Source organism: Amycolatopsis sp. NPDC088138, assembly GCF_044741685.1.
In the GTDB taxonomy this organism is placed as follows: domain Bacteria; phylum Actinomycetota; class Actinomycetes; order Mycobacteriales; family Pseudonocardiaceae; genus Amycolatopsis.
On record NZ_JBIUTB010000003.1, the window covers coordinates 704455 to 721910 of the forward strand.

Consider the following 17456-nt stretch of genomic DNA (forward strand, 5'->3'; position numbering starts at 1 on the left):
GGTGTCTCCTAGTACTTCAGCAGGTTGGTGTCGTCGACCGAGGCCGAGCGCCGGGTGCGGAAGATCGACATGATGATCGCCAGCCCGACCACGACCTCGGCGGCCGCGACGACCATCACGAAGAAGGCCATGATCTGGCCGTCGAGGCTGCCGTTGATCCGGGCGAACGTCACGAGCGAGAGGTTCACCGCGTTCAGCATCAGCTCGATGCACATGAACACGACGATCGCATTGCGGCGCACCAGGACGCCGACCGCGCCGATCGAGAACAGCAGCGCCGAGAGCAGCAGGTAGTACGTCGGGGTCATTCCTTCTCCCCTTCCGAAGCGACCAGCGCGTGCGCGTCCGGGTGCGGGCGGTCGTCCGCGACGAGCTTGCGTTCCTTCGCCAGCTCGATCGCCGAGGTGGACTCGATGATCGCCGACAGCGACTCCGGCGCGACCGAGCCGTCCGGCAGCAGCGCCGGGGTCGACACGGAGTTGGCGGTGGCGAAGACACCCGGGCCGGGCAGCGGCGAGGGCCGGTCGTGCTCGCCGCGGAAGCGCTCGACGACCAGTTCCTTCTGGGTCTTCTTGCCGCCCTTGGCGTGCCGGTCGGTGAAGGCCAGCACCATCGCGCCGACCGCGGCGGTGATGAGCAGCGCCGACGTCAGCTCGAACGGGAACAGGTAGTCGGTGAAGATCAGCCGGCCCAGGCCCTTGGGCCCGCCGCCGGCCGACGTCGCCGAGTCCAGCGGGACGGCCGGGGTGACGGTGTCCAGCGCCCGGTAGATGCCGGTGGCCAGCAGCGCGGCCAGGCCGATGCCCAGCACGGTCGCCGCGAGCCGCTGACCGCGCAGCACTTCGACGACCGAGTCGGAGCTTTCGCGGCCGACCAGCATCAGCACGAACAGGAACAGCATCATGATCGCGCCGGTGTAGACGATGATCTGCGTGAAGCCCAGGAACGGCGCCGACTGGATCATGTACAGCGCGCCCAGGCTCAGCATGGTCAGCACCAGCCACAGCGCCGAGTGCACGGCGTTGCGGGAGAAGATCATGCCGAGCGCGCCGAGCAGGCAGACCGGGCCGAGGATCCAGAACGCGATGGCCTCGCCGGTCGTCACGCCGGCGGCGGCGCCGGTGGGCGCCTGGGCCAGGAGGGCGGTGATCACGGCTTGACCTCCCCGCGCGCGAGCTCGGGGCCGTTCACGTAGTAGTCCTGCTCGTTCTCACCGAGCCGCATCGGGTGCGGCGGCTGCTCCATGCCGGACAGGAGCGGTGCGAGGAGGTCTTCCTTCGTGTAGATCAGCCGCTGGCGGTCGTCGTCGGCCAGCTCGTAGAAGTTGATCATCGTCAGCGACCGGGTCGGGCACGCCTCGATGCAGAGGCCGCAACCGATGCAGCGCAGGTAGTTGATCTGGTAGTCGGCGCCGTACCGCTCGCCCGGGGAGTACCGGGCTTCCTCGGTGTTGTCACCGCCCTCGACGAAGATCGCGTCCGCCGGGCACGCCCAGGCGCACAGCTCGCAGCCGACGCACTTCTCGAGGCCGTCCGGGTGGCGGTTCAGCTGGTGCCGGCCGTGGTAGCGCGGGGCGGCCGGCGCGCCGGCCTCCGGGTACTCCTCGGTGGCGACCTTCTTGAACATCATCCCGAAGGTGACGCCGAAGCCCTTGACGGGATCAAGAAACCCCATCTTGCGCTCCTTCCTGTGCGGTACCGACGGCTGCCGGCTTGCGCCGGGCCGCCTTCGCCTCGGCCTTGGCCAAAGCCTTCTGACGCGGGGTGGTCTGGGGGACCTTGAGGTCCAGCGGCGGGACCGGGAACCCGCCACCGGTCACCGGCACGACTTCGCTCTCCTCTTCACGGCCCGACGCGCGGACGTAGAAGAACAGCATGATCAGGATGGCGATCGCGATCGCGGCGATGATGATCGACAGCGGTGTCCAGTGGATGACCTTCGCGAAGGTCACCATGACGATCCACACCAGGTTCAGCGGGACCAGGACCTTCCAGCCCAGGCGCATGAACTGGTCGTAGCGCAGGCGGGGCAGGGTGCCGCGCAGCCAGATGAACCCGAACAGCAGGACGAACATCTTCACGAAGAACCACAGCACCGGCCACCAGCCGGTGTTGAGCACGTTGTTCCCGATCAGCGACAGCGGCCACGGGGCCATCCAGCCGCCGAGGAACAGCGTGGTGGCGAAGGCCGAGACGATCACCATGTTGACGTACTCGGCGAGGAAGAACATCGCGAACTTCATCGAGCTGTACTCGGTGTGGAAGCCGCCGACCAGCTCCGACTCGGCCTCGGGGAGGTCGAACGGGGCGCGGTTGGTCTCGCCGACCATCGAGATCAGGTAGATCACGAAGCTCGGCAGCAGGATGAGGAACCACCAGTGCTGCTGGGAGCCGACGATGTCGGCCAGGTCCAGCGAACCGGCCTGCAGGATCACCGCGACGATCGACAGGCCCATCGCGATCTCGTACGAGATCACCTGGGCGGCCGAGCGCATGCCGCCGAGCAGCGGGTACGGCGAACCGGACGCCCAGCCGGCGAGCACGATGCCGTAGACGCCGATCGAGGAGCAGGCGAGCACGACCAGCAGGCTGACCGGCAGGTCGAGCAGCTGGAGCACGGTCCGCTCGCCGAAGATCGAGACGACCGGGCCGAACGGGATGGCCGACAACGCGATCAGCGGCGGCACCACGCAGATGACCGGGGCGAGGAAGTACACCTTGCGGTCGGCGGTGTCCGGGATGATCTGTTCCTTGAACGGCAGCTTGAGCGCGTCCGCCAGGGACTGCAGGTAGCCGTTCGGGCCGACGCGGTTGGGGCCCGGCCGGTTCTGCATCCGGCCGACGGCCTTCCGCTCCCAGACGATCAGCAGGATCGTGAAGATCGGGCCGATCAGCAGGATGATCACGGACTTCAGCAGGATCATCCAGAACGGGTCGTCCGCCAGCAGCGCCGCACGCGTCGCCGCGTCCGGGACACTGCCCACGGCCGCTTCGGTCAGCAACGGTGTCACTGTTCACCCCCAGCGAGGTTCACCACGGCGCCGTGACCGGCACCGAGCGTCTTGGCCACGGCGGAGCCGTCGGAGTTGCCCGGCAGCCACACCACGCCGTCGGGCAGGTCGGCGACCTCGATCGGCAGCGTGATCGCGCCGCGTTCGGTGCTCACCTTGACGGACGCGCCCAGCCCCTCGGCGGTCTTCGCGGACAACCGCGCGACCGGCTTGCGCTGCGTGCCCTTGAGGTGCGGCTCGCCGTCCTGCAGGGACCCGTTGTCGATCAGCTGGCGCCAGGTCGACAGGACCGCCTGGCCGGCACCCGGGGCCTGGGAAGTCACCGCGACGCCAGCGGCCTCGACGTGACCCCAGCGCAGCGCCGAGGCCGGGCCGAGCTTCTCGTAGTCACCGCGTGCGGCGGCCGGCGTCTGCGTGAACAGGTCCGTGTCCATCTCGACGGCGAGGGTGTCGAGCACCCGGCAGTCCGGCAGCGAGCCGGTGCCCTCGATGGTGATGTCGAACGGGCGGGTGCGGCCCTCCCAGTTGAGGTAGCTGCCCGCCTTCTCGTCCGACGCGGCCACCGGGAGCACGACGTCCGCGCGCTCGGTCACCGCGCTGTGCCGCAGCTCGAGGCTGACCACAAACCCTGCGGCATCCAGCGCGCGCAGCGCGAGGTCCGGGTCCGGCAGGTCGTACGGGTCGACCCCGCCGACGACCAGGCCGCCGAGCTCGCGGCCCGATGCGGCCTTGAGGATCTCGGTCGCGTCGCGGCCGGGAGCGGACGGAAGCGGGACGCCCCAGGCGTTTTCGACAGCGACGCGGGCGGCGTCGTCACCGACGCGGCGGCCGCCCGGCAGCAGGCCCGGCACGCAGCCGACCTCCAGCGCGCCCCGGTCACCGGCGCGGCGCGGGATCCACGCGAGCCGGACGCCGGTGCGCTCCACCAGGTCGTGCAGCGCGGAGAACAGGCCTGGCACCGAAGCGGCGCGCTCGCCGACGAGGACAACGGCGTTCTCGCCGCTCAGCGCCTCGTCGAGGTCCGGCGCGTGCTTGCTGATGCCCTCGATCGCCGCGGCCTCCTGGCCGGGGACGCAGGCGAGCAGCTCACCGGAGGTCTTGCGCACCGACGACGTCGTCCACTGTCCCAGGTGGACGACCCGGGTGCGGTTTTTGCGGGCCGCCTTGCGCAGCCGCAGGAACACGATCGGCGCCTCGTCCTCGGGGTCGAAGGCCACGCACAGGACCGTACGGGCCCGCTCGATCTCGCCGAAGGTGACACCGGACTCCGGCGTCACGCCCACGACGTGCGAGGTGAGGAACGCGAGCTCCTCGGCCGAGTGCGCGCGGGCGCGGAAGTCGACGTCGTTGGTCTGCAGGGCGACGCGGGCGAACTTCGAGTACGCGTAGGCGTCCTCGACGGTCAGCCGGCCACCGGGCAGGACGCCGACGCCGCCGTTGCCGCGGGCCTCGGTGAGACCGGCGGCGGCGATGCGCAGCGCGTCGGTCCAGGACGCCTCTTCCAGCTCACCGGTCTCGCGGTTGCGGACCAGCGGACGCCGGATGCGGTCCTCGGCGCCGGTGTAGCGGAAGGCGAAGCGGCCCTTGTCGCAGATCCACTCTTCGTTGACCTCGGGGTCGTCGCCGGCCAGCTTGCGCTGGACCTTGCCGCGGCGGAAGTCGGTCCGCTCGGCGCAGCCGGACGAGCAGTGCTCGCAGACGCTCGGCGCGGACACCAGGTCGAACGGGCGGGAGCGGAACCGGTAGGCGGCGCTCGTCAGAGCACCGACCGGGCAGATCTGGATGACGTTGCCGGAGAAGTAGCTCTGGAACGGCTGGCCGGACGTCGTGCGCGAAGCCAGGTCCAGCACGTCCGCCGTCTCCGCGGTGCCGATCTGCTGGTGGGCGCCGCGTTCGAGGAGCTCGATGAACGGATCGCCGGCGATCTCGCGGGAGAACCGGGTGCAGCGCTGGCAGAGCACGCAGCGTTCCCGGTCCAGGAGCACCTGCGACGAGATCGGCAGCGGCTTCGGGAACGTCCGCTTGGTGTCCACGAACCGGGACTCCGTGCGGCCGTGGGCCAGCGCCTGGTTCTGCAGCGGGCATTCGCCGCCCTTGTCGCAGATCGGGCAGTCCAGCGGGTGGTTGATGAGCAGCAGCTCCATCACACCCTGCTGGGCCTTGTCGGCGACCGGCGACGTCAGCTGCGTCTTGACGACCATGCCGTCGGCGACGGTCATCGTGCAGGACGCCTGCGGCTTCGGCATCGGCCGGCCGCCCATCTCGACCTCGACCAGGCACTGGCGGCAGGCGCCCGCCGGGTCGAGGAGCGGGTGGTCGCAGAACCGCGGGATGACCGTGCCGAGGCGTTCGGCCGTGCGGATCAGCAGCTCACCCTTGGGGGCGATGACCTCTTCGCCGTCGATGACCAGCTTCACGTGGCCTTCGGGGACCGGCGTCTCCTGGGTCTCTGACTTGTCGGGGGCGATCGTCATGATGCCTGCGCTCCCACGAGTTCGGGCTTGGTCTGTTCGTGCCGGTTCTTCTCGCACAGCGCGAGGAATTCGTCGCGGAAGTACTTGATGCCGCTCTGGATCGGCGACACCGCGCCGTCACCGAGGGCGCAGAACGACCGGCCGAGGATGTTGTCGCAGACGTCGAGGAGGGTGTCGATGTCCTCTTCGGTGCCGTGGCCCTCGACCATGCGCTCGAGGATCTGCGCGAGCCAGTAGGTGCCCTCGCGGCACGGCGTGCACTTGCCGCAGGACTCGTGCTCGTAGAACTGCGTCCACTTCATCACGGCCCAGGGCACCGACACCGTCTCGTTGAAGACCTGCACGGCGGTCGTGCCCAGCATCGACCCGGCTTCCGCCGCGCCTTCGAAGTCCAGCGGAACGTCGAGGTGCTCGGCGGTGAACATCGGGGTGGACGAGCCGCCCGGGGTCCAGAACTTGAGCGGGACGCCGTCCTTCATGCCACCCGCCATGTCGAGCAGCTCGCGCAGCGTGGTGCCGAGCGGGCACTCGTACTGGCCGGGCTTCTCGACGTGGCCGGAGATCGAGTAGATCTTCGGGCCGGGCGACTTCTCGCGGCCCATCTCGCGGAACCAGCTCGACCCGCCGTTGACGATGAACGGCGCGCTCGCGATGGTCTCGACGTTGTTGACCGTGGTCGGCGCGGCGTAGAGACCCGCCGCGGCCGGGAACGGCGGCTTGAGCCGCGGCTGGCCACGACGGCCCTCCAGCGAGTCGAGCAGCGCCGTCTCCTCACCGCAGATGTACGCGCCGGCGCCGGCGTGCACGGTGATCTTGAGGTCGAAGCCGGAGCCGAGGATGTTCTCGCCCAGGTAGCCCGCGGCTTCGGCCTCGCGCACGGCCGCGTTGAGGCGGCGGATGCAGTGCAGCGCCTCGCCCCGGACGTAGATGAAGCAGTGGTTGGAGCGCATCGCGTACGAGGCGATGATGCAGCCTTCGATGAGCGAGTGCGGGTCCGCCATCATCAGCGGGATGTCCTTGCACGTCCCGGGCTCGCCCTCATCGGCGTTGATCACCAGGTAGTGCGGCTTGTCGAAGTTCGGCGGCATGAACGACCACTTGATGCCGGCCGGGAAGCCCGCGCCGCCGCGGCCGCGCAGGCCCGAGTCCTTGACCAGCTGGACGAGCTGCTCCGGCGTGCCGGCGAGCGCCTTGCGGACGGCCGTGTAGCCCTCCAGCGCCTCGTACGTGCCGATCTGCCAGGAGTTCGGCGACAGCCAGCGCTTCGTGAGGACCGGCGTAATGGGATCTGCCATTACTTCTTCTCCACTTCAGGGAGCGGGACGTCTTGCGCGACGGGCGCGACCCAGCCGCGCTCCTGCGCGATCTGCGCGCCCCGCAGGGTTTCGACGGCCTGCGACGGGCCGTCGACGTCCGTGCGGTACTGGCGCTCGTCCTCCGGGAAGAACCCGGCGAGCTGCAGCTCGGCGCCCTTGAAGCTGGTCAGCGGGGCACCGCGCGTCGGGGCCGGCTTCTTGCCGGCCTGCAGCGCGTCGACCAGCGCGACGGCCTTGTCCTCGGTCTGGTTGTCGAAGAACTCGTAGTTGACCTGGATGACCGGCGCGAGGTCGCAGGCCGCGAGGCACTCGGCGTGCTCGAGGGTGATCGAGCCCGGCTCGTTCGGCGTGCCCGCGGTCTCGTTCTGGCCCAGCGGTTCCGACTCGGACCCGAGGTGCGCCTGGAGCTTCTTGTAGATCGCGTCGCCGCCCATGGCCGCGCACAGCGTGTTCGTGCAGACGCTCACCAGGTGCTCACCGCACGGGCGGCGCTTGTACATCGTGTAGAACGTCGCGACCGCGCCGACCTCGGCGTCGGACAGCTCGAGCTGGTTCGCGCAGAACGCGATGCCCTCCTGGCTGACGTACCCCTGCACCGACTGCACGAGGTGCAGCATCGGCAGCAGCGCCGAGCGGGCCACCGGGTAGCGCGCGATGATCGCCTGCGCGCGGTCGACGACACCGGCGTCGAAGATGTCCTCGAGCGGCGTCTCGGCCAGGATCCCTTCGGCCACGGCGGGATCCGGCGCGATGGCGATCACGTCGACGTCACCGCCGGCGGCCGCGTGCGTCCGGTCCGCCGCGTTCGGTCCCGGTTCCGGGACTGCGGTAGAAGAACTCATCGGTCCACTCCCCCCATGACGGGGTCGATCGAGGCGACGGCGGCGATCACGTCCGCGACCAGGCCGCCTTCGGCCATTGCGGGCATCGACTGCAGGTTCACGAAGCTCGGTTCGCGCACGTGGACCCGCAGCGGCCGGGTGCCGCCGTCGGACACCAGGTGCGCGCTCAGCTCGCCGCGCGGCGACTCGACCGAGGTGTACACCTGCCCGGCCGGCACCTTGAAGCCCTCGGTGACCAGCTTGAAGTGGTGGATCAGGGACTCCATCGACTGGCCCATGATCTTCTTGACGTGCTCGAGCGAGTTGCCCATGCCGTCGCTGCCGATGGACAGCTGCGCCGGCCAGGCGACCTTCTTGTCCTCGACCATGACCGGGCCCGGCTCGAGCTTCTCCAGGCACTGCTCGATGATCTTGAGGCTCTCGTGCATCTCGTGCACCCGGATCAGGTAGCGCGACCAGCAGTCGGCGCCGTTGTCGACCGGGACGTCGAAGTCGAACTCCTCGTAGCAGGAGTACGGCTCGGTCTTGCGCAGGTCCCACGGCAGGCCCGCGGACCGCAGCACCGGGCCGGTGACGCCGAGCGCGAGGCACGCGTCGACCGGCAGGTACCCGACACCCTTGAGCCGGTTGCGCCAGATCGGCTGCCCGGTGAAGAGCTTGTCGTACAGCGGAAGGCGTTCCTTCATCGTCTGGACGAAGTCGGTGACCTTCTCGCGGTAGTCCTCGGGCATGTCCTGCGCGAGGCCGCCGGGGCGGATGAACGCGTGGTTCATCCGCAGGCCGGTGAGGTGCTCCAGCAGGTGCAGCACGATCTCGCGCTCGCGGAAGCCGAGCGTCATCGCGGTGGTGGCGCCGAGCTCCATGCCGCCGGTGGCGATGTAGACCAGGTGCGAGCCGATGCGGTTGATCTCCAGCAGCATCACGCGCAGCAGCTCCGCGCGCCGCGGCGCCCGGATGCCCAGCAGCTTCTCGACGCCGAGGCAGTACGCCATCTCCGTCGAAAGCGGGGCCAGGTAGTCCATGCGCGTCACGAACGTGACGCCCTGGGTCCAGGTCCGGTACTCGCAGTTCTTCTCGATGCCGGTGTGGAGGTAGCCGATGACCGACCGCAGCTGCGTGACGGTCTCGCCCTCCATCTCCAGCACGAGCCGGAGCACCCCGTGCGTCGACGGGTGCTGCGGGCCCATGTTGATGACCATGCGCTCGTCGTGCGCCGCGTCGGCGACGACGTCGTCCCAGTCACCGCCGGAGACCGAGTAGACGCGGCCTTCAGTGGTGTCGCGGCTGTCGGCTTCGGGAACTTCGGTGGTGTCTTCGTTAATCGTCACGAGTACGACCTCCGCTGGTCCGGCGGCGGGATCTCCGCGCCCTTGTATTCGACCGGGATCCCGCCGAGCGGGTAGTCCTTGCGCTGGGGGTGGCCGTCCCAGTCGTCCGGCATGAGGATGCGGGTGAGCGCGGGGTGGCCGTCGTAGACGATGCCGAACATGTCCCAGGCTTCCCGCTCCTGCCAGTCGGCGGTCGGGTAGATCCCGACCAGCGACGGCACGTGCGCGTCCTCGATGTCGAGGCTGACCTCGAGCCGGATGCGGCGGCGGTAGGTCAGGGACGTGAAGTGGTACACCGAGTGCAGCCGCTGCGGGACGTTGACGCCGTAGTCCACCCCGGACACCGAGCTGAGCAGCTCGAAGCGCAGGCCGCCGTCGTCGCGCAGGACCTTCGCGATCGCGGGCAGCTGCTCGCGGGCGACGTAGAAGGTGATCTCGCCGCGGTCGACCGTGGTCTGCAGGATCGCGTCGGCCGGGATCTTGTTGTCCGACAGGGCGGCGTAGAACTCGTCGGCGAACTGGTCGAACCAGCCGCCGTACGGACGCTCGGCCGGCGCCGGGTTGTAGGCCGGGAGCCGGACACCGCCGTAGCCCGAGGTGTCACCGGTGCCGTGCACGCCGAACATGCCCTGGCGTTCGCGGCCGGTGACGACGGGTTCGGCGGGCCGGGTGCCGCGCGGCTCGAGGCCGTCTTCGGTGGGGCGATCGGCGCTGGACTGCTCGCCGCCGGGTTCTGGGGTCTCAGTCATCGCTCTACTTCTTCGCGTACTTGATCGACGACGCGACGAGCTCGGTGCGGGCGCCGCTGGCGGCGCGGATCGCGGCCCGGCGGGCGTTGATCGGCTCGTCCTGGATCTTGGCGTGCAGCTTGAGGATCGCGTCCAGCAGCATCTCCGGCCGCGGCGGGCAGCCGGGCAGGTACATGTCGACCGGCACGATGTGGTCGACGCCCTGGACCACGGCGTAGTTGTTGAACATGCCGCCGGAGGAGGCGCAGACGCCCATGGCGAGGACCCACTTGGGCTCGGCCATCTGGTCGTAGATCTGGCGCAGGACCGGGGCCATCTTCTGGGTGACCCGGCCGGCGACGATCATCAGGTCGGCCTGGCGCGGCGTCGCGCTGAAGCGCTCCATGCCGAACCGGGCGATGTCGTAGCGGGAACCGCCGACCGTCATCATCTCGATCGCGCAGCAGGCCAGCCCGAAGGTGGCGGGCCACATCGAGTTCTTCCGCGCCCAGTTGACGAGGCCTTCGAGGCTGGCCAGCAGGATGCCGTTGGGGAGTTTCTCTTCGAGGCCCATGGGTCTAGTTCCAATCCAGGCCGCCGCGCCGCCACACGTAGGCGTACGCGAAGCCGACCGTCGCGATGAACAGCAGGATCTCCACCAGGCCGAACGTGCCCAGCGCGTCCGCCTGCACGGCGAACGGGTAGAGGAAGACCATCTCGATGTCGAACAGGATGAACAGCATCGCGGTGATGTAGTAAGCCACCGGCATCCGGCCACCGCCGACGAGCGGCTGCGGGGACGGTTCGATGCCGCATTCGTAGGCCTCGAGCTTGGCCTTGTTGTAGCGGCTGGGACCGACCAGCGGGCCCAGCAGCACCGACAGCACGGCGAACGCCAGCGCCAGCACGAACAGAAGGACCAGGGGCAGGTAGGGCTTCAGGCTCGGGGCCTGCTGCGCCAGGTTCACTGCGTCCGTTTGGGTCAGCACGGGCAACATCAGCACGGGGTCTTCGCCATCCTTTCCGCGCCGCTGCGGTTTTGCTTGTGGTGGGAACCGCTCAGCCTCGTCGGCACCCTAAGGGACCTGGGTCACACCGCCGAGGGTCAGGGTCTCCTTACGGCCCGTGGCGGTACACGGGCGTGCTTGTGAAATAGTTCACAAGCCACTCGTCGTGGATGTGAAGCGATTCACAAAGCATGGGGGGAGTGTAGGACGCGACTCACATTCTTGTCCCTAGACCCCCGTGTTATAAGGGTGCCCTAAGTTCCGGCGCCATCGTTGTCACGGCGCGGCAACGGCGCGCGTGCGACCTGCGCGAAGGCGTTTCATGATCACGCCACGACCGGACAAACAGGGCGCTGACCTGTGACCTATCCCACTGGCCGCACGGCCAACTTGTTACGCCGGTCGAGTGTCCGCGCGCGAGCAAGGGCGGCACTTTCACGGGAAAGTGCCGCCCTCGACCGGAGATTGAGGGCTAGCGCGGGGAGGGGGCCGCCTTGGCGAGGGCCGAGATCAGGCGGTCGACGCCGTCGCCGCCCTTGGCGTCGTAGCAGCCCGACAGGCCCTTGTAGACCAGCGGGAGGATCTTGTTGATGCGCAGCCCGTACTTGGTGCACGCGTGCATGATCTTCGGCTTGCCGATGATCTTCGCGAAGACGTTCCCCAGCTGGTAGTAGCCGCCCATCAGCTCGCGGACCGCGCGCGGGTACGCCTCCAGCGCGCGCTCGCGTGACGGGCCTTCCCGCCGGGCCAGGGCCTGCACCACGACCTCCGCCGCGATCTGGGCGGACTCCATCGCCGCCGAGATGCCCTCGCCGTTGAACGGGCTGACCATGCCGCCCGCGTCGCCGAGGAGCAGGAGGCCGTCCCGGTAGTGCGGGGTGCGGTTGAAGCCCATCGGGAGGCCGGCGCCGCCGACCTTGCCGATCGCGTTCTCCTCGCGGTAGCCCCACTCCTCCGGCGTCCCGTCGAGCCACTGGCGCAGCAGCGCGCGGTAGTCGGTGTTCCGGAACGACGCCGACGTCGAGAGCATGCCGAGGCCGACGTTCACCGTGCCGTCGCCGAGCGGGAACGCCCAGCCGTAGCCCGGCAGCAGCTTCGGGTCGCGCGGGTCCGACCGGTCCCACAGCTCGAGGTGGCCCTCGATGAACGGGTCGTCGTGGCGCGGGCTCTTGTAGTACTGGCGCACCGCGACGCCCATCGGGCGCTTCTCGTTCTTCTGGATGCCGACGCTCAGCGCGAGCCGCGCGGACACGCCGTCGCAGGCCAGCACCAGCGGCGCGTAGTACTTCACCGGCGTCCGCTCCGGGCCGACCTTCGCCTCGACGCCGACCACGCGCCCGGTCGGGCCGGTGATCGCGCTCGTGACGGTGGTGCGCTCGTAGAGCCGCGCGCCCGCCTTCACCGCGAGCTTCGCCAGCAGGTCGTCGAAGTCGTGCCGGGTGCGGGAAACGCCGTACGGCGGGTAGCTCGTGAGGTCCGGCCAGTCGAGCTCCAGCGTCAGGTCGCCGGTGAGGATCCGCAGGCCGCGGCTCTGCACCCAGCCGGCTTCCTCGCTGGTGTCGATGCCCAGGTCGATCAGCTGCTTGACGCCGCGCGGGGTCAAGCCGTCGCCGCATACCTTCTCGCGGGGGAACTCGGTCTTCTCCAGCAGCAGGACGTCGACGCCCGACCGGGCGAGGTAGGTCGCGACGGTGGACCCGGCCGGTCCGGCGCCGACGACGATGACTTCGGCGTCCTGGTCAGGGCTACGACGGCTCATGGCCGCAGTTTATGCGGGCTTTCGGGCGCGGTGGATCGCGACGACGCCGAATGTGAGGTTCAACCACTCGACGTCGGCCCAGCCCGCGCTCGCGATGATCTCGCCGAGCGTGCGCTGGTCCGGCCAGGCCAGCATCGATTCGGCCAGGTAGGAGTAGGCCTCCGGGTTGGACGACGTCCGCTTGCCGACCCACGTGAGCAGCTTCAGCATGAACCGCCGGTGGACGAACCGGATCGGCGGGAACGGCGGCGTCGAGACCTCGCAGATCACCAGGCGGCCGCCCGGCTTGACCACGCGGGCGATCTCGGTGAGCGCGGCCTTCGTGTCGACGAAGTTCCGCAGCGCCAGCGAGATCGTCACCGCGTCGAAGCTCTCGTCGGCGAACGGCAGGTTCAGCGCGTCGGCCGCCACCATCGGGACGTTGCGGTGCAGCCCGGCCCGGAGCATGCCGAACGAGAAGTCCGCGGCCAGGCACCAGGCGCCACCGCGGGCGTACTCGACGGTGGACACCCCGGTGCCGGCGGCCAGGTCCAGGACCTTCTCGCCGCGGCGGGCGTCGAGCACGCGGGCGGTCGTGGTGCGCCAGCGCCGGTCGAAGCCGAAGGTCATGAACGAGTTCGCCCGGTCGTACCCGTCCGCGACACCGTCGAACATGGCGGCGACTTCGTGCGGGTCCTTGTCCAGGCTGGCGCGTGACATGGCTTGAATCTAGTCGTCGCTCTTGCGGAAGGTGACGAGCACCAGCCAGATGAGCCCACCGAAGCGGCCTACCGGGATCAACGGGTAGAGCACCGAAGTCAGCATGCCGAACGCCGACAGCGCGGCGAGCGCGGCGATCACGTAACCGGTGACCGCCAGCCAGCGCGGTGTCGTCCGCGCCACGGCGGCGATGAGCAGCGCGAGCGGCACCGCGAAGCCGAACGCCCCGGCCGCGAACGACAGCGACGTGAAGGGCCGGGCGAACTCGGGGTTCTGCGCGGCCGTCCAGGTCGCGAGGCCGCTCAGCAGCAGGCTCCCCGAAGCGAGGAGACCACCGGCGAAGCCCAGCCTCGGCGGTCTCGCCGCCGCGGTCCAGATCGCGAGCGACAACCCGGCGGCGAAGACGGCCAGCGCCAGCAGCCGGATCAGGCCTTGGTGGCTCGCGTCGTAGGCGGCGACTTCGGCCGCGGACGAGTCCGGGCGGGTGCCGGTGGCGCCGAGGACTCCCCCGGCGACGGTGAACAGGCCGTAAGCGATGATCGCAATTCGTTTCATGGCGTTAACGATTACACTGGTGTAATGAATTGTCAACGACTATCGTTCCGGCCATGGAAGCGAAAAGACCGCGGCTGGGCAGCGCGTTCCTGCTCGCACAGGTCGGCGCGCACGCGGCCCAGCGGTTCACCGAACGCATCGCGGAACTGGACCTGACCCCGGCGCAGGTCGGGCTGCTGCGGCTCGTCGCGATGCGGCCGGGCCAGAGCCAGCAGACCCTCGCCAAGCAGCTCGGCACCCCGGCGACCCGGCTGGTCCCGCTGGTCGACGGGCTGGAGAAGCGCGGCCTGATCGAGCGGCGCCGCAACCAGGAGGACCGGCGGCTCTACGCGGTCGAGCTGAGCGAGGACGGGCGCGCGCTGATGGGCCGCGTCGCCCAGGCCGGCGCGGCGCACGAGCGGTCGATGACGGCGGTACTGACCGACGACGAACGCGACGTCCTGCACGGCCTGCTGAGCAAGATCGCCGAGGACCAGGGGCTCACGCCGGGCGTCCACCCCGGCTACGCGCGCGGCCGGCTGTCCTGATCAGCGGAAGGTGGCCAGCATCCCGGCCACCGCGGCCGGCCAGGTGAACTCCTCGGCCCGCGCCCGGGCCGCCGCGCGGCGCAGGTCTTCCGGGCTGTCCAGGAGGTTCGTGACGGCCGAGGCGAACGCGGGCGCGTGGTCGTCGACCGCCGCGCCGCAGCCCGGCCGGACGATCTCCCGCAGCGCCGACGACGCCGAGACCACCACCGGCGTCCCGGACGCAAGGGCCTCCAGCGCGGCCAGGCCGAACGTCTCGTGCGGGCCCGGCGCGAGGGAGACGTCCGCGCTGGCCAGCAGCCGCGCGACGTCACCGCGGCCGGACAGGAACCCCAGGAACGTCACCGGCAGGCCGCGCGCCCGGCGTTCCAGAGCGCGGCGTCGCGGGCCGTCCCCGGCGACGACCAGCCGCACCCGCGCACCCGCCTCCGTCAGCTCGGCGACGGTGTCCACGCTGCGCTCCACGTGCTTCTCCGGCGACAGCCGTCCACAGTGGACGAGCAGGGCGTCCGCTCCCCCGGCCAGGTCGGTGCGCCAGCCGTCGTCGCGCATGGCGGGCCGGAACGTCGCCAGGTCGACACCGAGGGGCACCCGGCGGACGTTCGGCGCGGCGATCCGGTCGAACTCCGCCCGCGCGAAGGCCGTCGTGCAGACGACCGTGTCGTAGCTCGCGGCCATCCGGCGGTTGGCGACGTCGGCGACGCGGCGCGCGACGACCTCGGGCAGCAGGAACTGCTCCAGCAGCCGGTCGAGGCGCTCGTGGGAGATCACCGTGCTGGGGACGCCGTGGCGCCGCGCCCAGCCGCCCATCCCCCGCAGCGTCAGCCGGTCGGACACCTCGAGGCGGTCCGGTTCGAGCCTGCGCAGCACCGTGCGGACGCGGTGCGGGTCGACGGCGCGGTAGCCGCCGGTGCCCGGGATCTTCGGCGCCGGCAGGGAGAACCGGCGGACGCCGGTGGGCAGCACCTCGTCGGCGTAGCGGGTGCCGGGCACCACCAGCGTCACCTCGTGCCCGCTGGCGACGTACCCGGCGCCGAGGTGGTGCAGCGCCGTGCGCAGCCCGCCCGAGCGTGGCCCGTAGAAGTTCGCGAGCTGGACGATGTGCATGCTCAAGCCGCGCGTGCGACTCGGCCCTGCACCGCTTCGTAGTGCCCCACCAGCTCGTGGCACACGGCGGGCCAGGTCCGCCCGAGCACGACCTTGCGCGCCTTCTCGCCGAGCCGCGCCCGGAGCGCGGCGTCACGCAGGGCGTCGATCTTCTCCAGCAGCGCCGGGCCGAACAGCTCGCGGTCCGCGGGCAGCAGGTAGCCGGTGCGGCCGGGCAGGACGAGGTCCTTCGGGCCGCCGGCGTCGGGCGCGAGCACCGGCAGGCCGGACGCCATCGCCTCCTGCACCGCCTGGCAGAACGTCTCGTGCGGGCCGGTGTGCACGAAGACGTCGAAGCTCGCGTACGCCGCGGAGAGCTCGTCGCCGTACTTCGCGCCGAGGAACGCCGCGTCGGGCAGCTGCGCCCTCAGGCTTTCGAGTTCGGGCCCGTCGCCGACGACGACCACGCGAATGCCCGGGACGCCGGCCAGCGCGGCCAGCCGGTCGACCTCCTTCTCGGGCGCCAGCCGGCCGACGAAGCCGACCAGCAGCTCGCCGTTCGGCGCCAGCTCGGCCCGCAGCGCGGCGTCGGCGTGCGCCGGGGAGAAGCGGTCGATGTCGACCCCCCGGGCCCAGCGGTGCACCCGCGGCACGCCGTGCAGCCGCAGCTGCTCGACGGAGTCGGTGGACGGCGCCAGCGTCCGGTCGGCCCGCGAGTGCAGCCGCCGCACCCAGCGCCAGGCGGCGCGGGCGGCGAGGCCGAAGCCGTACGCGGAGGCGAACCCGGCGATGTCGGTCTGGTAGACGGCGATCGACGGCACCCGCAGCCGTCTCGCGGCGGCGAGGCCGCGCGCGCCGACCACGAACGGCGACGCGAGGTGCACGACGTCCGGCCCGAACGCGGCCAGCGCCGTCAGCACCGTGCGCGTCGGCACGCCGATCGGCAGCGAGTTGACGCCGGGGAAGTCGAGCGCCGGGATCCGGATGACCGGGGCGCCGCGGTAGGAGTCCGGGCCGGGGCCGGGCGCGATGATCAGCACGTCGTGGCGGCGTTCCCGGAGGTGCTCGACGACCCGCAGGACGGAGTTGGTCACGCCGTTCACCTGGGGCAGGAAACTTTCGGTGACTATCGCGACTCGCACCAATCGACCATCGCACCCGATCCTGGCGACCGCGTGACACCTCGGCCAACGGTGTCGGAACTCTGGGACCACCGGAAGATCGGCCACGACATGTCATCTCAAGGTCGTGTCCCGGAAACCAGCGGGGCCCAGACTAAGCAGGCATGACCCTCTTGTCCTCCAGGCCGCCGCGGCCCGTGGAGCCCGGCCTGCTGTCGAGGGCCCTCGAAGTGGCCGGGCGCCTGGCCAACGACGCGACCGACGTGATCACCGCGACCGCCGGCCGCGGCGCCCACCCGTCCACACTGGACTCCCCGTTCGACTGGGTCACCGACACCGACCGGATCCTCGAGCGGCACACGCGGCGCGTGCTGACCGCCGAGTTCCCGGGCATCCCGGTGGTGGGCCACGAGTTCGGCGCGGACCACGGCGCCGACGTCGCGGAGTACCGCTGGGTCGTCGACTCGGTGGACGGCACGGCGAACTACGTGGCGGGGGTGCCGTGGTGCGCCTACAGCCTGGCGCTGGTCGACGCGGCCGGACCGGTGGTCGGGGTGGTGGCGGACCCGTACCGGGCCCAGATCTACGCCGCGGCGCGCGGACGAGGGGCCCGCGCGAACGGCAAACCGGTGCGCCTGACGGACCGCTGCGTCACGGCGGGCGCGATCGTCTGCACGGAGCTGGCCCGCAAGGGCCCGTGGCCGGGCATGGGCGGCTTCATCGAGCGAGCGGCGGCGGCCCACGCGGGCGTCCGGGTCCTGGGCTCGGCGGCGCTGTCGATCGCGCAGGTGGCCCTGGGCCACGCTGCGGCGGCGGTGCTGCACAGCTACCACGAATGGGACGTCGCGGGTTCGGTGGCGATGGCCATCGAGGCGGGCGCGGTGGTGCTGGACAGGCACGGCGAGGACACGGCCCTCCCGACGGACGGCCTGCTGGTGGCCGCCCCGGGCGTGGCGGACGAGGTGCTGGGCTGGTGGCAGGAGACGGCCCACGCGGGCTGAAACGAG

At 70.6% G+C, this 17456-nt stretch carries 18 protein-coding genes; 2 read left to right on the plus strand and 16 right to left on the minus strand.

Features of this window, described 5'->3' with window-relative positions:
• Positions 1 to 8 precede the first annotated feature (8 nt).
• From nuoK to ACIOD2_RS18410, 14 genes are all read right to left on the minus strand, one after another.
• Positions 9 to 308 (minus strand): NADH-quinone oxidoreductase subunit NuoK, encoded by a 300-nt coding sequence (gene nuoK, locus ACIOD2_RS18345; RefSeq protein WP_392758305.1) that lies wholly within the window; start codon positions 306 to 308, stop codon positions 9 to 11.
• Positions 305 to 1153 (minus strand): NADH-quinone oxidoreductase subunit J, encoded by an 849-nt coding sequence (locus ACIOD2_RS18350; protein ID WP_400539234.1) that lies wholly within the window; start codon positions 1151 to 1153, stop codon positions 305 to 307. The genes nuoK and ACIOD2_RS18350 overlap by 4 nt, the downstream gene beginning before the upstream one ends.
• Entirely contained in the window at positions 1150 to 1674 is a 525-nt protein-coding gene (gene nuoI, locus ACIOD2_RS18355) for an NADH-quinone oxidoreductase subunit NuoI (protein ID WP_323329409.1), read from the minus strand. Before nuoI ends, ACIOD2_RS18350 begins: the two co-directional genes overlap by 4 nt.
• Positions 1661 to 3010: an NADH-quinone oxidoreductase subunit NuoH gene (gene nuoH, locus ACIOD2_RS18360; protein ID WP_400539236.1), complete on the minus strand. Its 1350-nt coding sequence runs from the start codon at positions 3008 to 3010 to the stop codon at positions 1661 to 1663. The genes nuoI and nuoH overlap by 14 nt, the downstream gene beginning before the upstream one ends.
• Entirely contained in the window at positions 3007 to 5484 is a 2478-nt protein-coding gene (locus ACIOD2_RS18365) for an NADH-quinone oxidoreductase subunit G (RefSeq protein ID WP_400539238.1), read from the minus strand. Before ACIOD2_RS18365 ends, nuoH begins: the two co-directional genes overlap by 4 nt.
• The gene (gene nuoF, locus ACIOD2_RS18370; protein ID WP_323329406.1) at positions 5481 to 6779 is read right to left on the minus strand and encodes an NADH-quinone oxidoreductase subunit NuoF; all 1299 of its coding nucleotides are present in this window, start codon (positions 6777 to 6779) and stop codon (positions 5481 to 5483) included. The genes ACIOD2_RS18365 and nuoF overlap by 4 nt, the downstream gene beginning before the upstream one ends.
• Positions 6779 to 7642, minus strand: a complete 864-nt coding sequence (nuoE, locus tag ACIOD2_RS18375; RefSeq protein WP_400539240.1) for an NADH-quinone oxidoreductase subunit NuoE — start codon at positions 7640 to 7642, stop codon at positions 6779 to 6781. The genes nuoF and nuoE overlap by 1 nt, the downstream gene beginning before the upstream one ends.
• On the minus strand, positions 7639 to 8970 hold the full coding sequence (locus ACIOD2_RS18380; protein WP_400539242.1) for an NADH-quinone oxidoreductase subunit D: 1332 nt from the start codon (positions 8968 to 8970) through the stop codon (positions 7639 to 7641). Before ACIOD2_RS18380 ends, nuoE begins: the two co-directional genes overlap by 4 nt.
• Positions 8967 to 9719, minus strand: coding sequence for an NADH-quinone oxidoreductase subunit C (locus tag ACIOD2_RS18385; RefSeq protein WP_400539244.1), 753 nt, complete (start codon positions 9717 to 9719; stop codon positions 8967 to 8969). The genes ACIOD2_RS18380 and ACIOD2_RS18385 overlap by 4 nt, the downstream gene beginning before the upstream one ends.
• 4 nt (positions 9720 to 9723) lie before the next feature.
• Positions 9724 to 10272, minus strand: coding sequence for an NADH-quinone oxidoreductase subunit B family protein (locus tag ACIOD2_RS18390; protein WP_086863694.1), 549 nt, complete (start codon positions 10270 to 10272; stop codon positions 9724 to 9726).
• A 4-nt stretch (positions 10273 to 10276) separates the two neighbouring features.
• A complete protein-coding gene (locus ACIOD2_RS18395) occupies positions 10277 to 10696 on the minus strand; it encodes an NADH-quinone oxidoreductase subunit A (RefSeq protein ID WP_247063898.1) in 420 nt (139 codons plus the stop codon).
• 481 nt (positions 10697 to 11177) lie between these two features.
• A complete protein-coding gene (locus ACIOD2_RS18400) occupies positions 11178 to 12464 on the minus strand; it encodes a geranylgeranyl reductase family protein (protein WP_400539247.1) in 1287 nt (428 codons plus the stop codon).
• A 9-nt stretch (positions 12465 to 12473) separates the two neighbouring features.
• Positions 12474 to 13163: a demethylmenaquinone methyltransferase gene (locus ACIOD2_RS18405; RefSeq protein WP_400539249.1), complete on the minus strand. Its 690-nt coding sequence runs from the start codon at positions 13161 to 13163 to the stop codon at positions 12474 to 12476.
• A gap of 9 nt (positions 13164 to 13172) precedes the next feature.
• The gene (locus ACIOD2_RS18410) at positions 13173 to 13718 is read right to left on the minus strand and encodes a DUF4386 domain-containing protein (RefSeq protein ID WP_400539251.1); all 546 of its coding nucleotides are present in this window, start codon (positions 13716 to 13718) and stop codon (positions 13173 to 13175) included.
• Between the two features lie 53 nt (positions 13719 to 13771).
• Between ACIOD2_RS18410 and ACIOD2_RS18415 the strand changes: the two genes are divergently transcribed.
• A complete protein-coding gene (locus ACIOD2_RS18415) occupies positions 13772 to 14245 on the plus strand; it encodes a MarR family winged helix-turn-helix transcriptional regulator (RefSeq protein ID WP_400539252.1) in 474 nt (157 codons plus the stop codon).
• Here ACIOD2_RS18415 and ACIOD2_RS18420 read toward each other — a convergent pair whose 3' ends face one another.
• Both ACIOD2_RS18420 and ACIOD2_RS18425 read right to left on the minus strand, forming a co-directional pair.
• Entirely contained in the window at positions 14246 to 15349 is a 1104-nt protein-coding gene (locus ACIOD2_RS18420; protein WP_400540395.1) for a glycosyltransferase family 4 protein, read from the minus strand.
• Positions 15350 to 15351: 2 nt separating this feature from the next.
• Positions 15352 to 16422, minus strand: coding sequence for a glycosyltransferase family 4 protein (locus tag ACIOD2_RS18425; protein WP_400539254.1), 1071 nt, complete (start codon positions 16420 to 16422; stop codon positions 15352 to 15354).
• Positions 16423 to 16613: 191 nt separating this feature from the next.
• Here ACIOD2_RS18425 and ACIOD2_RS18430 point away from each other — a divergent pair, with 191 nt between their 5' ends.
• Positions 16614 to 17450 carry an inositol monophosphatase family protein gene (locus tag ACIOD2_RS18430; RefSeq protein WP_400539256.1) on the plus strand — a complete coding sequence of 279 codons (837 nt, stop codon included), beginning with the start codon at positions 16614 to 16616 and terminating at the stop codon, positions 17448 to 17450.
• Positions 17451 to 17456: the final 6 nt, after the last annotated feature.

Bases quoted from the DNA above. Each gene is read 5' to 3' on its own strand.
- ACIOD2_RS18395 (WP_247063898.1), bottom strand. From the start codon at position 10,696: ATGTTGCCCGTGCTGACCCAAACGGACGCAGTGAACCTGGCGCAGCAG.
- ACIOD2_RS18415 (WP_400539252.1), top strand. From the start codon at position 13,772: ATGGAAGCGAAAAGACCGCGGCTGGGCAGCGCGTTCCTGCTCGCACAG.
- ACIOD2_RS18430 (WP_400539256.1), top strand. From the start codon at position 16,614: ATGACCCTCTTGTCCTCCAGGCCGCCGCGGCCCGTGGAGCCCGGCCTG.
- nuoI (WP_323329409.1), bottom strand. From the start codon at position 1,674: ATGGGGTTTCTTGATCCCGTCAAGGGCTTCGGCGTCACCTTCGGGATG.
- ACIOD2_RS18400 (WP_400539247.1), bottom strand. From the start codon at position 12,464: ATGAGCCGTCGTAGCCCTGACCAGGACGCCGAAGTCATCGTCGTCGGC.
- ACIOD2_RS18405 (WP_400539249.1), bottom strand. From the start codon at position 13,163: ATGTCACGCGCCAGCCTGGACAAGGACCCGCACGAAGTCGCCGCCATG.
- ACIOD2_RS18390 (WP_086863694.1), bottom strand. From the start codon at position 10,272: ATGGGCCTCGAAGAGAAACTCCCCAACGGCATCCTGCTGGCCAGCCTC.
- nuoE (WP_400539240.1), bottom strand. From the start codon at position 7,642: ATGAGTTCTTCTACCGCAGTCCCGGAACCGGGACCGAACGCGGCGGAC.
- nuoF (WP_323329406.1), bottom strand. From the start codon at position 6,779: ATGGCAGATCCCATTACGCCGGTCCTCACGAAGCGCTGGCTGTCGCCG.
- ACIOD2_RS18410 (WP_400539251.1), bottom strand. From the start codon at position 13,718: ATGAAACGAATTGCGATCATCGCTTACGGCCTGTTCACCGTCGCCGGG.
- ACIOD2_RS18365 (WP_400539238.1), bottom strand. From the start codon at position 5,484: ATGACGATCGCCCCCGACAAGTCAGAGACCCAGGAGACGCCGGTCCCC.
- ACIOD2_RS18385 (WP_400539244.1), bottom strand. From the start codon at position 9,719: ATGACTGAGACCCCAGAACCCGGCGGCGAGCAGTCCAGCGCCGATCGC.
- nuoK (WP_392758305.1), bottom strand. From the start codon at position 308: ATGACCCCGACGTACTACCTGCTGCTCTCGGCGCTGCTGTTCTCGATC.
- ACIOD2_RS18420 (WP_400540395.1), bottom strand. From the start codon at position 15,349: ATGCACATCGTCCAGCTCGCGAACTTCTACGGGCCACGCTCGGGCGGG.